The sequence below is a fragment of the Listeria cossartiae subsp. cayugensis genome (genome assembly GCF_014229095.1).
Taxonomy (GTDB): Bacteria; Bacillota; Bacilli; order Lactobacillales; family Listeriaceae; genus Listeria; species Listeria cayugensis.
Genome location: NZ_JAARZC010000001.1, coordinates 833,686 through 846,828 on the forward strand (window position 1 = coordinate 833,686; position 13,143 = coordinate 846,828).

Genomic DNA, 13,143 nt, shown 5'->3' on the forward strand with positions numbered 1-13,143 from the left:
GCGGTGAAATGAATGAAATATATGGCAGGTATTGATATCGGAAACTCAACAACGGAAGTGGCGCTTGCGATAGCAGATTCTGGAGGTAACGCCGAGTTTGTTGCGAGTGCTATTACGGACACAACTGGTATCAAAGGAACGAAACAAAATCTTCATGGGATTTTTAAAGCGTTGCGACTTGCTTTAGAGAAAGTAAATGCAACAACCGCTGATTTGATAGAAATTCGTATTAATGAAGCGACACCCGTGATTGGTGATGTGGCAATGGAGACAATTACAGAAACGATTATTACGGAATCCACGATGATTGGCCATAATCCAAAAACGCCAGGTGGACTTGGAATGGGATCAGGTATGACGGTACTTTTGGACGAGGTTGCTTCTAAATCAAAAGATACAGATTATATTGTGATTATCCCAAAAACAGTCGACTTTGAAGATGCCGCAAAGCAGATTAATGCGTATGTTGAAAAAGGTTACCAAATAACGGCGGCAATTCTTCAAGCTGATGATGGCGTTCTTGTGCATAATCGATTAAACAGCAAAATCCCGATTGTGGATGAAGTTGGTTTTATTGATAAAGTTCCGGTTGATATGTTAGCGGCTGTTGAAGTTGCGGCTCCCGGAAAAGTCATTGAAACCATTTCGAACCCATATGGTATTGCGACGGTGTTTCATTTAAGTTCGGATGAAACGAAAAATATTATCCCTGTTGCGCGTGCTTTAATTGGAAACCGTTCGGCAGTTGTGATTAAAACACCAGAGGGTGATGTGAAAGCAAGAACCATCCCGGCTGGACATATCGAGTTAAAGTCAGGTTCGCGAACGCTGCGTGTGAATGTCGCAGAAGGATCGGAGAAAATCATGCAGGCGATTATGTCTCTACCAAAACTCGACAATGCAAGCGGAGAACCGGGAACGAATATCGGTGGCATGCTGGAAAAAGTGCGGCAAACCATGGCTGGACTAACAGATAAATTACCAGCAGATATTTTTATTCAAGATTTACTTGCAGTAGATACGTTTGTTCCAGTTGATGTTCAAGGCGGTCTTGCAGGTGAGTTTTCGATGGAACAAGCAGTTGGAATTGCCTCAATGGTTAAAAGTGATCATTTACAAATGGCAGCAATTGCTTCGGAAATCGAACAAGAACTGCAAGTAACAGTCAAAATTGGTGGGGCAGAAGCAGAAGCGGCTATTTTAGGCGCACTTACTACCCCTGGAACCAATACGCCACTTGCTATTTTAGACTTAGGTGCTGGGTCCACAGATGCCTCGATTATTAATGGAAAAGGAGAAATTATCGCAACTCATTTAGCTGGTGCAGGTGATATGGTGACGATGATTATCCAGTCAGAAATTGGCCTGGAAGACCGTTATTTAGCAGAAGATATTAAAAAATACCCGCTTGCTAAAGTCGAAAGCATTTTCCACATTCGTCATGAAGATGGCACGGTCCAATTTTTTGATACACCGCTTTCTCCAAGCGTTTTTGCCAAAGTAGTAATTGTAAAATCAGACGGCTTTGTACCAATTCCGGGTGATGTGTCCATCGAAAAAATCAAATTAATCCGTCGTTCCGCAAAAGAGCGTGTTTTTGTAACGAATACGATCCGCGCATTAAAATATGTCAGCCCAACTGGGAACATTCGAGATATTCCATTTGTTGTTATTGTCGGGGGATCAGCCCTTGATTTTGAGATTCCGCAATTAATAACCGATGCACTTTCTCATTATTCACTTGTTGCTGGCCGTGGAAATATCCGTGGCAAAGAAGGACCTAGAAATGCCGTTGCGACAGGATTAATTCTATCAGGGGGTGCGAAGGCATGATTCCGGTTGTTAGTAAACCAGCTATTTATTTTCATGCAGATAAAAATGCCGATCCCGATTGTATTAAACAAGTTTTATTTGGAATAGAAGAAGAAGGCATTCCGTGCGAGTTAGAAATGATGCCTTTAAAAGAAGAAGTGCAAGCCGCATTTCGAGCATCCGCGAGTTCTCCATTGTTGGTCGGTATTACGCTGAAAAATGATCATTTAGTGATTCATTATCGCAATTTGCCACCAGATAAACCGCTGTTTTCGGAATATCGTTTTTGTGCAGCATCACTCGAAAAACAGCGCAATATGGGAATGAATGCGGCTCGGCTCGTTAAGGGTGTACCTTTTAAATAAGGAGGTGAAGGAATGCATCAAGCAATTGGAATGATTGAAATTAAAGGACTTGCCTCAGCGATTACAGTAGCAGATACAATGGCTAAAGTAGCAAATATCCAACTAGTTGACACGGAAAAAGCAAAAGGTTTTGGCTGGATTACTGTGAAAGTAGAAGGAGATGTTGCAGCAGTAAATGCCGCGCTCGAAGCAGGAGAACAAACCGCAATAGCCTCAGACAGCTTTATTGCGAAAAAAGTCATTCCTCGACCAGGGGAAGAGATTTTTACAGTGTTTTGGCCACAAGAAGACGAAGCGCCAGAACAACCGGTGGAAGCAGAATTAATCGTAGAGCCGGAAGTAGTCGCTGAATCCGAAGTAGCGGCAGAACCAACATGTAATCTATGTCATGATCCACTATGCCCACGGGTAAAAGGCGATCCAAGACAAGATTGTATCCATTTTGAAGAAGAGAAGTAAACCTAATTTTGAGGAGGAAATAATAATGAATAATGCACTTGGAATGATTGAAACTAAAGGACTTGTTGGCGCAATTGAAGCAGCTGACGCAATGGTAAAAGCAGCAAACGTATCTCTTGTAGGTTATGAAAAAATTGGCTCAGGACTTGTAACAGTAATGGTTCGCGGCGATGTTGGCGCAGTAAAAGCAGCAACAGATGCAGGCGCAGCAGCAGCGCGTAACGTTGGAGAAGTACAATCTATCCACGTAATTCCACGTCCACACAATGATGTAGAAACGTTGCTACCAAAAGGTTTATAAGCCGTGGAAAGAGCAGAACTAAAAGCAATAATTAAGCAAATAGTTACAGATAAATTTGGTGGTGCGGCAACAGAGATTCCAATCGGAGTCTCTAATCGCCACATCCATCTAACTGAAAAAGACTACAATCAACTTTTTCCAAACGAACCTATTCAAGTGAAAAAATGGCTCAAACAACCAGGTGAATTTGCCGCCGAGCAAACACTTACAGTTATTTCGGAAAAAGGGGAATTATATCGCGTCCGGATTTTAGGTCCACTGCGGAAATTTTCGCAAGTCGAGCTTTCTAAAACGGATGCTAGAATGCTTGGAATGAAGATTCCAATTCGTGTTTCCGGAGATATTGAAGGAACGCCGGGAATTAAACTTGTCTCTAAACATAGCGAACTTTCCTTACCAAAAGGGGTAATTGTCGCGAAACGCCACATCCATTTACCAGAGAGTGTGGCGAATGAATATGGCGTAAAACAAGGCGATGAAGTTTCTGTACTAGTAGGTTCGGAAATGCGCAGTCTAGTTTTAAACCATTGTACGATTCGGGTAAATAATCAATTTATTCCAGAAATGCATATTGATACAGATGAAGCGAATGCGGCAGATATTGCTGGCACAAGCTTTGCAAAAATAATCAAGTCGTGACGAGATAAGGAGGTGGGAAAATGGATATTTTACAAACAGCCAATGAACGGATGGAACATCTAGCCTCGCTAATGAATAAAGATATCAAACAAAAAATTCCAGCTGGGGAAAAAGTGAAAGTCGGCGTCGATTTAGGTACTTCTTCGATTGTGTTTGTTGTGTTAGATGAGCATAATGTACCGCTTTTTGGTGCATTTGAATTTGCAGATGCTGTTCGAGATGGTCTCGTTGTCAATTACCGCGAGTCTGTCGAAGTTGTAACAAGACTGAAAGACCGCGCAGAAAAATGCCTAGGAATAAGTTTAACGCATGCTTCTGGAGCCATCCCACCAGGTACAGTTGGAAACAATAAAAAAGTCGTCGCGAATGTAATCGAAAGTGCTGGAATGGAAGCACTTTACACAATTGATGAGCCTACAGCCGCAGCCGCAGTACTTGATTTGCAAAATGGTGCAGTCGTCGATGTCGGCGGTGGAACAACTGGAATTAGTGTGTTTGAGAATGGTGAAGTCATTTATACCGCAGATGAACCAACAGGAGGAACGCATATGACGCTTGTTCTCGCTGGATATTACGGTGTCCCAGTAGAAGAAGCCGAGCAGAATAAGCGCACGCAAAAAGATTCGAGCGAGCATTTTTCAGTGATGCGCCCTGTGGTGGAAAAAATGGCAGAAATTACCCGTGTTCATCTCGAAAAATCTCCCTCAGAACCACTTTATATTGTTGGTGGAGCATCGGCTTATAGTCAGTTTAAAGATACGTTTGAAAGCTATTTGAAGATGCCTGTTTTCCAACCTAATTATCCGCAATATGTTACGCCTCTTGGTATTGCCATGAGTTCGGGGAGCGGAAATTTATGATCGAAAAATTAGTAAAAATCATTGTCCAACGCTTGAAACTTCGTGCCGCAAATAAAACTTCAATAGTTGTTAGCAAAATCCCGCGCGATCCAATTGCTATTTTTATGGAAAGTGGAACGGTTCGGTTAACGCAGGTGAATAAGCATTTTCTTGAGCGGATTCTTGGTGGTAACCGGGCAGAATCACTCACTGCTTGGCTGGAAACAGCAGCAGATTATGGGGTTAGCATTGAGTTGGAACTGTATGATAACGGCGAACCTTGGCTAGATTATGTGATGCTTTCCCAGCTAAACTATCCGGTTTTCACAAGTACTGGTGAGCGACTTTTTTATTCAAGTGGTCAAGTGATTTGCTACGGTGATAGCGCATTAATCCCAAGCGGAAGTACACTTTGCAAATTTAAAAAGCAGCTTATTACACCGCTTGCAAAGGAATATTTAACGAAAAATAATATTGCAGTGCGGGAAAGGCAGTGACGTTATGTTTATGGCGAAAATTACTGGTAGCGTAGTCTCAACGAAAAAAGAAGACTCGCTTACTGGTAAAAAATTAATGATTGTACAACCAGTTGATGCAAACGGGGAGCATGTTCGCTCAGAAGAAGTGGCTTGTGACTCGGTTGGTGCGGGGATTGGCGAATATGTGCTTGTTGCTCGTGGAAATGCGGCGAGAAGTGTTTTTGCGGAACCAAATAGTGCGATTGATTCGGCAATTATTGCAATTGTCGATAGTTTTGATAAGTAAGGAGTGAATAACTCATGAGTATTTATACAAAAACCGGCGATAAGGGAACGACGGCATTATTTGATGGAAATCGTGTGAAAAAATATGATGACCGTGTCGAAACATATGGCTCGTTTGATGAGCTTAATGCGGAAATAAGTGTGGCCGAAAAATTCGTTACTTCTGCTGAAAACAAGTCGTTGCTTAGAAATGTTGAGCGTCAGTTGTTCTATGTTTGCGCAGAACTTGCAACAGAACACGAAGCAGCCCTCGCTAGCAAAATTATCATTACAGAAAATGATATTAACGAACTCGAAAAAGTGATTGACGCCTATACAGCCAAGTTACCGAAAGTCGATAGTTTTGTTTTGCCGGGATCAAGCACGGCTGGAGCATTTCTTCATAGCGCGCGGACGGTTGCTAGACGTGGCGAGCGATTATTAGTTCGTTTATCAGAACAAACAGTTGTCCGTAAAGAGCTATTAAAATTCGTCAACCGTTTATCTGATTTCTTGTATATCCTTGCGCGCGAAGAAGATTTTAGACAGATGCTAGATAAAGCAACTAAGCTTATTGTAGCAAGATATTTAGAGCAAACTGGACAAGAAAAGCCGGTTTCAACTGATTTATCATTTTCCTTTTGCGAAAAACTGATGCATCAAGTTTGTGTCGTTTCTGAGGAAATAGGTGTCCCAGTTACACTCGCCATTGTCGATGCGCACGGCAACCTTAGATTTAATTATCGGATGGAGCATGCCCTTTTAGTAAGTACAGAACTGGCGACGAAAAAAGCTTATTCGGCTGTAGCGATGAAAACAAGTACAGAAAACTTAGCAGAAGCAGTCCAGCCGGGAGCACCACTTTACCAATTAGAAACGCTGACAAATGGTGACATTGTTACTTTTGGCGGCGGCGTTCCAATTTACGGAAAAGATGGAGCGATTATTGGTGGCATGGGGATTAGCGGCGGCTCAGTAGAAGAAGATATCCACATTGCAAAAAAAGCATTATCAATGATAGAGAAGGGGTAATTCTGTATGGAATCATTAGAACTCGAACAACTGGTGAAAAAAGTTCTTTTAGAAAAATTAGCAGAACAAAAAGAAGTACCAGCAAAAACAACAACACAAGGCGCAAAAAGTGGCATTTTTGATACCGTTGACGAAGCTGTTCAAGCAGCAGTAATAGCGCAAAATAGTTTTAAAGAAAAATCGCTGGAAGAACGCCGCAACGTTGTAAAGGCAATTCGTGAAACACTTTACCCAGAGATTGAAACCATTGCGACAAAAGCAGTGGCTGAAACTGGGATGGGTAATGTAGCAGATAAAATTTTGAAAAACACGTTAGCGATTGAAAAAACTCCAGGGGTAGAAGATTTATATACAGAAGTAGCTACTGGCGATAATGGTATGACACTTTATGAACTATCTCCATATGGTGTTATTGGTGCAGTGGCGCCGAGCACGAATCCAACCGAAACGTTAATTTGTAATACGATCGGCATGCTCGCAGCAGGAAATGCCGTATTTTATAGCCCGCATCCTGGCGCAAAAAATATTTCGCTTTGGTTGATTGAAAAACTAAATACGATTGTTCGCGAAAGTTGCGGGATTGATAATTTAGTTGTTACGGTGGAAAAACCGTCCATTCAAGCAGCACAAGAAATGATGAATCATCCGAAAGTGCCGTTACTTGTGATTACAGGTGGTCCAGGCGTCGTTCTGCAAGCCATGCAATCCGGTAAAAAAGTCATTGGTGCCGGTGCCGGAAATCCACCATCAATTGTCGACGAAACTGCTAATATCGAAAAAGCGGCTGCTGATATCGTGGACGGCGCATCTTTCGACCATAATATTTTATGCATCGCGGAAAAAAGCATTGTCGCAGTAGATAGCATTGCGGATTTCTTATTGTTTCAAATGGAAAAAAATGGTGCGCTACATGTGACAAATCCAAGTGATATTCAAAAATTGGAAAAAGTAGCAGTGACGGATAAAGGTGTAACTAATAAAAAATTAGTCGGAAAAAGTGCTTCCGAAATTTTAAAAGAAGCTGGGATAGCATGTGATTTCACGCCGCGTTTAATCATCGTGGAAACAGAAAAAACACATCCATTTGCAACGGTAGAGTTATTGATGCCAATTGTACCGCTTGTAAGAGTACCTGATTTTGATGCTGCGCTCGAAGTGGCTATTGAGTTAGAACAAGGCTTACATCATACAGCGACAATGCATTCGCAAAATATTTCCAGATTAAACAAAGCGGCAAGAGACATGCAAACATCCATCTTCGTGAAAAACGGTCCTTCCTTTGCGGGATTAGGTTTTCGTGGTGAAGGGAGCACGACGTTTACTATTGCAACGCCTACTGGAGAAGGAACCACTACAGCACGTCACTTTGCTCGCCGTCGCCGCTGTGTTTTAACAGATGGTTTTTCGATTCGTTAAGAGGAGGCAAAGTTAATGAATAGCTTTCAAATTAAGACAAAAGTAGCTTTTGGTACGAATAGTTTACAAGTTTTAAAAGAAATCAAAAATAAAAATGTTTGGGTTATTTGTGATCGTTTTTTAGCAGATGGGGAGGGGCTTCAAGGTTTGATTGGTCAGCTAGATGCGTCCAATAATGTGCATATTTTCACCGATGTTGTCCCAGACCCGCCCATTTCGAAAGTAGCTAGTGGGGTTAGTGAAGCGGGGAAAATTCAGCCGCAAGTGATGATTGCTTTTGGTGGTGGATCCGCGATTGACACAGCGAAAGGGATTTACTACTTCGCTAAACGTCTGGAAAAAATCAATATAAGTACCTTTATTGCGATTCCGACAACAAGTGGTACTGGCTCGGAAGTAACAGCCGCAACCGTTATCACTGATCCAACAACAAAAATTAAATATCCACTTTTCCTTGATGAACTGATTCCGGATATGGCTATTTTAGATGCGCAACTAGTTGTTACCGTGCCACCAGCGATTACGGCTAACACGGGAATGGATGTGTTAACACACGCAATTGAAGCCTATGTTTCCAAAGCCGCGAGTGATTATACCGATGCGCTAGGTGAAAAAAGTGTCCAGTTAACGCTCCGTTTCTTAACGAGTTGTTACGACGATGGCCGCAATTTAGCCAACCGTGAAAAAATGCATAATGCTTCAACGATGGCGGGAATGGCGTTCAACTGCGCTAATCTTGGTTTAAATCATAGTATTGCGCATCAACTCGGCGCTCAGTTCCACGTACCACACGGTCTAGCAAACGCCATTTTACTAGATGCAGTCATTCGTTTTAATGCTTTTAAAAATCGTGACACCGAGCAAAAATATGCAGAAATGGCCCGAATTTGTGGAATTGCTTCCAGATCAGATTCGAATGAAACCGCTGTCCGCCTGCTACGTGAACGAATCGTAGCGATGATGGAACATATGCAAATGCCGCGTACATTAACAGACGCAGGTGTAGTAAAAGAAAAAGTCTATGCAAAAATGGATGAAATTGCAACAAATGCACTAAAAGATGCATGTTTGCCAACAAGTCCAACGACACCGACACATCAAGAACTAAAAGAGATTTTAGAACAAATTATATAGATTTTACGTTAAAAAGGAGGATAAAATATGTCAGCATATTTGGCGGAATTTATTGGTACGATGGTTTTGATTATGTTTGGGAACGGCCTTTTAGCAGGATTAACCTTAAACAAATCATTATCACAAGGTGCAAACTGGGTAGTTGTCACTTTTGGTTGGGGTTTTGCTGTAATGATTGGGATTTATGTGGCTGGAGCATATAGCGGGGCGCACTTAAACCCAGCTGTAACAATTGCTCTCGCAGTTGGAGGATCATTCCCTTGGGCAGATGTAGTTCCATACATTATCGCCCAAATCGCCGGAGCATTTGTTGGAGCATCAATCGTTATTTTACATTACTATCCACATTTTAAAGCGACACCACCAGAAATTGATACACATGGTATTTTTTCTACAGGACCCGCAATTCGAAATACACCTTTCAACTTAATCAGTGAAATTATCGCAACATTTGCCTTTATTTTTGGCTTACTTATGATTGGAGCGAACAGTTTTACAGATGGTTTAAACCCATTAATTCTCGGTTTCCTCGTAGTCGCAATCGGAATGAGTTTTGGGCCAACGACTGGTTATGCAATTAACCCGGCACGTGACTTAGGACCAAGGCTTGCTTACTTTTTACTACCTGTTCCAAATAAAAGTGGATCAGACTGGCGCTACGCTTGGATTCCAATCGTCGGGCCAATCATCGGTGGTCTACTAGCCATTGGACTTTTTAACATTCTTTTATAAAAAAACAACATGGAGTAAACAAGCGATTTGTTGTTTACTCCTTTAAAAATGAGAAAGGACGGAGCTATATGCAAAAAATTATGGCGATAAACGCAGGGAGTTCTTCACTGAAATTCCAAATCTTTACGATGCCAGGAGAAGAAGTCTTAGTTAAGGGCTTAATTGAAAGAATTGGATTACCAGATGCCATATTCAACATGTCCTTTCAAAATGAAAAAATCAAAGAGACTCGCGCAATTAATAATCACGGGGAAGCTGTCGAGATTTTATTGGAGCAACTAAAGGCGCATCAAGTAATTAATAATCTAAATGAAATTACAGGAGTAGGTCATCGTGTAGCTCACGGCGGGGAAGCTTTTGTTGCGTCGTGTATTGTAACGGATGAAGTTGTGAAGGGAATTGAAGACGTTACAAGCCTTGCGCCGCTACATAATCCCGCGAATATCATTGGTATTAAAACATTCCGTGAACTACTGCCGGATGCCCTATCTGTTGCGGTATTTGATACAGCTTTCCACCAAACGATTCCCGAAGAAAACTTTTTATATGCGCTACCTTACGAACTTTACGAAAAACATCATATTCGAAAATACGGTTTTCATGGGACGAGTCATAAATATGTGGCCGGAAAAGCGGCAGAAGTTCTGGAAAAACCTTTAGAAAAATTAAAAATTATTTCTTGCCATCTAGGTAATGGAGCGAGTGTTTGTGCGATTGAAGCTGGGAAATCAGTGAATACTTCGATGGGCTTTACGCCAAATGCTGGCTTGATGATGGGAACACGTTCTGGTACAATTGACGCGACAATCATCCCGTATTTAGTTGATGAATTAGGCTATAGCTTGGATGAAGTAACGCAGATGATGTCTAGTGAATCAGGCGTTTTAGGTGTATCGGGTATTTCAAGTGATTTTAGAGATATTGAAATCGCGGCAGAAGAAGGAAATTCACGAGCGCTATTAACACTTCGAATGTTCACTGGTCAAATCTGCAATTACATCGGTGCTTATGCCTCCGCAATGAACGGCTGTGATGCGTTGTTATTTACAGCTGGTGTAGGCGAAAATTCTCCATTAATCCGCAAAATGGTCACAGAACAACTTAGTTACCTTGGTGTAACGTGCAATGTGACAAAAAATAATGCGGGTGATATGATAATTAGCGATGATAACGAAGCGGTCAAAGTGTGTATTATTCCAACCAATGAAGAATTAATGATTGCTCGGGATGTAGAAAAGTATGCAAAACAAACGATAAGTTAAGGAGCGATTTGATGTGAAAATAACGACGGCTTCTCACGGTGGCAACTACAACAAGCTAGCGAAACAACATGGTCTTACAAAAGAAATGGTACTCGATTTTAGTGCGAATATTAATCCACTCGGAGTCCCAGCTAGTTTGAAACAAATGATAACAGCGAATTTGGATCAACTGGTGGAATATCCAGAACCAGATTACTTGGCGCTCCGTGCGCGAATTGCCTCGTTTCATCATCTCGACCTAGCGAATGCTATCCCTGGAAACGGGGCGACAGAACTGATTTTCGGAATTGCAAAAGTAACTAAGGCGCAAAAAGTTCTCTTACTTGCGCCTACTTTTGCGGAATATGAACGTGCTTTTTTTGATGCGGAAATTGTTTATGCAGAATTAACGAACGAAACTCATTTTGCTGCAGCAGAAATCGTACTAGCAACACTCGAACGAGAAACGGATGTTGACGCCGTTTGTTTGTGCAATCCGAACAATCCAACCGGTCAACTAATTTCACAACAAGAAATGGTGCAAATTGCTGCTTTATGTGAAAAAAGAAACATATATTTAATTATCGATGAGGCGTTTATGGACTTCCTAGAAGACAATGAAACGATTTCGATGATTCCTTATTTGCAACAATTTCCACATTTAGCAATCATTCGCGCTTTTACCAAGTTTTTCGCGATACCAGGACTTCGGCTTGGCTACTTATTAACGAAAAATGATTTATTATCCGAGGCACTTTTGCAAATGCGCGAACCTTGGTCTATCAATACCTTTGCTGATTTAGCGGGGCAGATTTTATTTGATGATGCCGATTATATTAACCAAACATACAGCTGGCTTTCCGAAGAACGTGAATTTCTATACGAAGGATTAACCGGGTTTCCAGAACTTACAGTGTATCGACCAAGCGTAAACTACATATTTTTCCGCCTTGAAAAATCGCTCGACTTACGAAAAAAATTACTGTTAAAAGGGATATTCATTCGAAGTTGCGCAAATTACCGCGGGCTATCCGAAAATTATTACCGAGTTGCGGTGAAAAGCAGAGATGATAATTGCCAACTTTTGTCTGCGCTTGAGGTGATTTTTAGTGGAAATTAAAGCAACTTGCCCGGCTTCATGCGGCGAACTTTTACAAGGGTGGATTGCGGGTGGCGAAAAACTGATTTCGTACCCCATCAACTGGTATTCTGAAGTAACTTTGTCCGATAAACTGGGAATAAATAGCTCTGGACACACAAAAGCATGGCTTGCATTCGATTTAACGTGCGAGTATTTTGGTGTGACAAAAAGCGAGCGTCCACCTGTTTCACTTCAAGTAAAATCAACAATCCCGGTCGCAAAAGGGATGGCAAGCTCTACCGCGGATATTGCCGCAACCATCGGCGCAACCGCAAAATGGCTCGAGCAACCAATAACCGAATCCGAAATCGCCAAGCTTTGTCTACAACTAGAGCCAACTGATAGCACCATTTTCAACTCGCTAACCCTATTTGATCACTTAAAAGGGGACGTAATCCAAAGCTCCAACTGGATGCCAAAACTCGGCGTCGTCGTATTAGAACCACTTACCATCTTAGAAACAGCGACATACCGCCAAAAAGACCACCAAGAACAATTACTCAAAAACGAACCACAACTAGCAAAAGGGTTACAACTTTTCAATCAAGCTGTCGCACAAAAGTCCATCCACTTACTTGGTGAAGCGGCATCCATCAGCGCAGTATGCAACCAAGCTATTCTACCCAAACCATTTTGGAATGAGTTAGTGGAAGTGGCGGAGAATCTTGATTTAGTGGGGCTGAATGTCTCGCATAGTGGAACAGTTGTCGGTTTGCTTTATAATCTTGAAAAAACTGATCCACTAGAAGTTTTATTTGAATTAGAACGGCGCTACGTCACCACTTTTTATAGCAGATATTATTTCCGAGAGTTAGTAAATGGTGGGGTACGAATTATTTTCTAGAGCAATTTTTTCTTGCAAGCGGTCTATTTTATGCTATAATAACGTTGATAAACGAATTCGTTCATACAAACAGTTAGATACTGGAAGTCTGGTGAAAATCCAGCACGGTCCCGCCACTGTAAGGAGTTAGACACTCTAAGTCAGGTCTTTTATCTAATTGTTTTAACTGGTTATACTGCTTCGAGGCAAAGCACGTATAATTCTTGGTTCCAGTGTAGTTGTCTCACTGGGGCTTTTTTATTTGTTTTTAAAAGCAAATAAGCCCACTGTAAATGGTTTGGTGCCGAGAAGCTGGACGAAGCTACGTTTTATCAAGCACCATACGCACAAAGATGTGCACCGCTTAGTTTTATGGTGGGCAATGATCTTTTCAACGACGAAAAGAGTGATACAAGGAACGTATCTTCATTGCCTATTTACAAAAAAAGATTTGACATTTCCACGT

At 41.6% G+C, this 13,143-nt stretch carries 15 protein-coding genes and 1 riboswitch; all 15 genes read left to right on the forward strand.

Features of this window, described 5'->3' with window-relative positions:
* The first annotated feature begins 12 nt into the window (after positions 1 to 12).
* The 15 genes from HCB49_RS04270 to HCB49_RS04340 all read left to right on the forward strand — a co-directional run bounded on the left by HCB49_RS04270 (position 13) and on the right by HCB49_RS04340 (position 12,698).
* Positions 13 to 1,833 carry a diol dehydratase reactivase subunit alpha gene (locus HCB49_RS04270; RefSeq protein ID WP_185604201.1) on the forward strand — a complete coding sequence of 607 codons (1,821 nt, stop codon included), beginning with the start codon at positions 13 to 15 and terminating at the stop codon, positions 1,831 to 1,833.
* Complete coding sequence (locus tag HCB49_RS04275; RefSeq protein ID WP_185604202.1) at positions 1,830 to 2,177, forward strand: glycerol dehydratase reactivase beta/small subunit family protein; 348 nt, start codon at positions 1,830 to 1,832, stop codon at positions 2,175 to 2,177. The genes HCB49_RS04270 and HCB49_RS04275 overlap by 4 nt, the downstream gene beginning before the upstream one ends.
* Positions 2,178 to 2,189: 12 nt before the next feature.
* A complete protein-coding gene (locus tag HCB49_RS04280) occupies positions 2,190 to 2,636 on the forward strand; it encodes a BMC domain-containing protein (RefSeq protein WP_185604203.1) in 447 nt (148 codons plus the stop codon).
* 25 nt (positions 2,637 to 2,661) lie between these two features.
* Complete coding sequence (gene pduA / locus HCB49_RS04285; RefSeq protein WP_003719364.1) at positions 2,662 to 2,937, forward strand: propanediol utilization microcompartment protein PduA; 276 nt, start codon at positions 2,662 to 2,664, stop codon at positions 2,935 to 2,937.
* A gap of 3 nt (positions 2,938 to 2,940) precedes the next feature.
* Positions 2,941 to 3,576, forward strand: a complete 636-nt coding sequence (locus tag HCB49_RS04290; protein WP_185604204.1) for a phosphate propanoyltransferase — start codon at positions 2,941 to 2,943, stop codon at positions 3,574 to 3,576.
* 20 nt (positions 3,577 to 3,596) lie between these two features.
* Positions 3,597 to 4,436 (forward strand): ethanolamine utilization protein EutJ, encoded by an 840-nt coding sequence (eutJ, locus tag HCB49_RS04295; RefSeq protein ID WP_185604205.1) that lies wholly within the window; start codon positions 3,597 to 3,599, stop codon positions 4,434 to 4,436.
* A complete protein-coding gene (gene pduM, locus HCB49_RS04300) occupies positions 4,433 to 4,912 on the forward strand; it encodes a PduM family microcompartment protein (RefSeq protein ID WP_185604206.1) in 480 nt (159 codons plus the stop codon). Before eutJ ends, pduM begins: the two co-directional genes overlap by 4 nt.
* Before the next feature lie 4 nt (positions 4,913 to 4,916).
* Positions 4,917 to 5,180, forward strand: a complete 264-nt coding sequence (locus HCB49_RS04305) for a EutN/CcmL family microcompartment protein (RefSeq protein ID WP_003736331.1) — start codon at positions 4,917 to 4,919, stop codon at positions 5,178 to 5,180.
* A 14-nt stretch (positions 5,181 to 5,194) separates the two neighbouring features.
* Entirely contained in the window at positions 5,195 to 6,190 is a 996-nt protein-coding gene (locus tag HCB49_RS04310) for a cob(I)yrinic acid a,c-diamide adenosyltransferase (protein ID WP_185604207.1), read from the forward strand.
* A 6-nt stretch (positions 6,191 to 6,196) separates the two neighbouring features.
* Positions 6,197 to 7,606, forward strand: a complete 1,410-nt coding sequence (locus tag HCB49_RS04315; protein ID WP_185604208.1) for an aldehyde dehydrogenase family protein — start codon at positions 6,197 to 6,199, stop codon at positions 7,604 to 7,606.
* Positions 7,607 to 7,621: 15 nt separating this feature from the next.
* Entirely contained in the window at positions 7,622 to 8,740 is a 1,119-nt protein-coding gene (locus tag HCB49_RS04320; protein WP_185604209.1) for a 1-propanol dehydrogenase PduQ, read from the forward strand.
* Between the two features lie 27 nt (positions 8,741 to 8,767).
* Entirely contained in the window at positions 8,768 to 9,472 is a 705-nt protein-coding gene (locus tag HCB49_RS04325) for an MIP/aquaporin family protein (protein WP_003721565.1), read from the forward strand.
* A gap of 68 nt (positions 9,473 to 9,540) precedes the next feature.
* Entirely contained in the window at positions 9,541 to 10,734 is a 1,194-nt protein-coding gene (locus tag HCB49_RS04330; RefSeq protein WP_185604210.1) for an acetate/propionate family kinase, read from the forward strand.
* Between the two features lie 13 nt (positions 10,735 to 10,747).
* Positions 10,748 to 11,833 (forward strand): threonine-phosphate decarboxylase CobD, encoded by a 1,086-nt coding sequence (gene cobD, locus HCB49_RS04335; protein WP_185604211.1) that lies wholly within the window; start codon positions 10,748 to 10,750, stop codon positions 11,831 to 11,833.
* Complete coding sequence (locus HCB49_RS04340) at positions 11,823 to 12,698, forward strand: GHMP family kinase ATP-binding protein (RefSeq protein WP_185604212.1); 876 nt, start codon at positions 11,823 to 11,825, stop codon at positions 12,696 to 12,698. The genes cobD and HCB49_RS04340 overlap by 11 nt, the downstream gene beginning before the upstream one ends.
* A 55-nt stretch (positions 12,699 to 12,753) precedes the next feature.
* Positions 12,754 to 12,903: riboswitch (adenosylcobalamin (AdoCbl) riboswitch) on the forward strand.
* The last annotated feature ends 240 nt before the right edge of the window (positions 12,904 to 13,143 follow it).

Coding starts and splice junctions, on each gene's coding strand:
- HCB49_RS04270 (WP_185604201.1), top strand. CDS start 13: ATGAAATATATGGCAGGTATTGATATCGGAAACTCAACAACGGAAGTG.
- HCB49_RS04275 (WP_185604202.1), top strand. CDS start 1,830: ATGATTCCGGTTGTTAGTAAACCAGCTATTTATTTTCATGCAGATAAA.
- HCB49_RS04280 (WP_185604203.1), top strand. CDS start 2,190: ATGCATCAAGCAATTGGAATGATTGAAATTAAAGGACTTGCCTCAGCG.
- pduA (WP_003719364.1), top strand. CDS start 2,662: ATGAATAATGCACTTGGAATGATTGAAACTAAAGGACTTGTTGGCGCA.
- eutJ (WP_185604205.1), top strand. CDS start 3,597: ATGGATATTTTACAAACAGCCAATGAACGGATGGAACATCTAGCCTCG.
- pduM (WP_185604206.1), top strand. CDS start 4,433: ATGATCGAAAAATTAGTAAAAATCATTGTCCAACGCTTGAAACTTCGT.
- HCB49_RS04305 (WP_003736331.1), top strand. CDS start 4,917: ATGTTTATGGCGAAAATTACTGGTAGCGTAGTCTCAACGAAAAAAGAA.
- HCB49_RS04310 (WP_185604207.1), top strand. CDS start 5,195: ATGAGTATTTATACAAAAACCGGCGATAAGGGAACGACGGCATTATTT.
- HCB49_RS04315 (WP_185604208.1), top strand. CDS start 6,197: ATGGAATCATTAGAACTCGAACAACTGGTGAAAAAAGTTCTTTTAGAA.
- HCB49_RS04320 (WP_185604209.1), top strand. CDS start 7,622: ATGAATAGCTTTCAAATTAAGACAAAAGTAGCTTTTGGTACGAATAGT.
- HCB49_RS04325 (WP_003721565.1), top strand. CDS start 8,768: ATGTCAGCATATTTGGCGGAATTTATTGGTACGATGGTTTTGATTATG.
- HCB49_RS04330 (WP_185604210.1), top strand. CDS start 9,541: ATGCAAAAAATTATGGCGATAAACGCAGGGAGTTCTTCACTGAAATTC.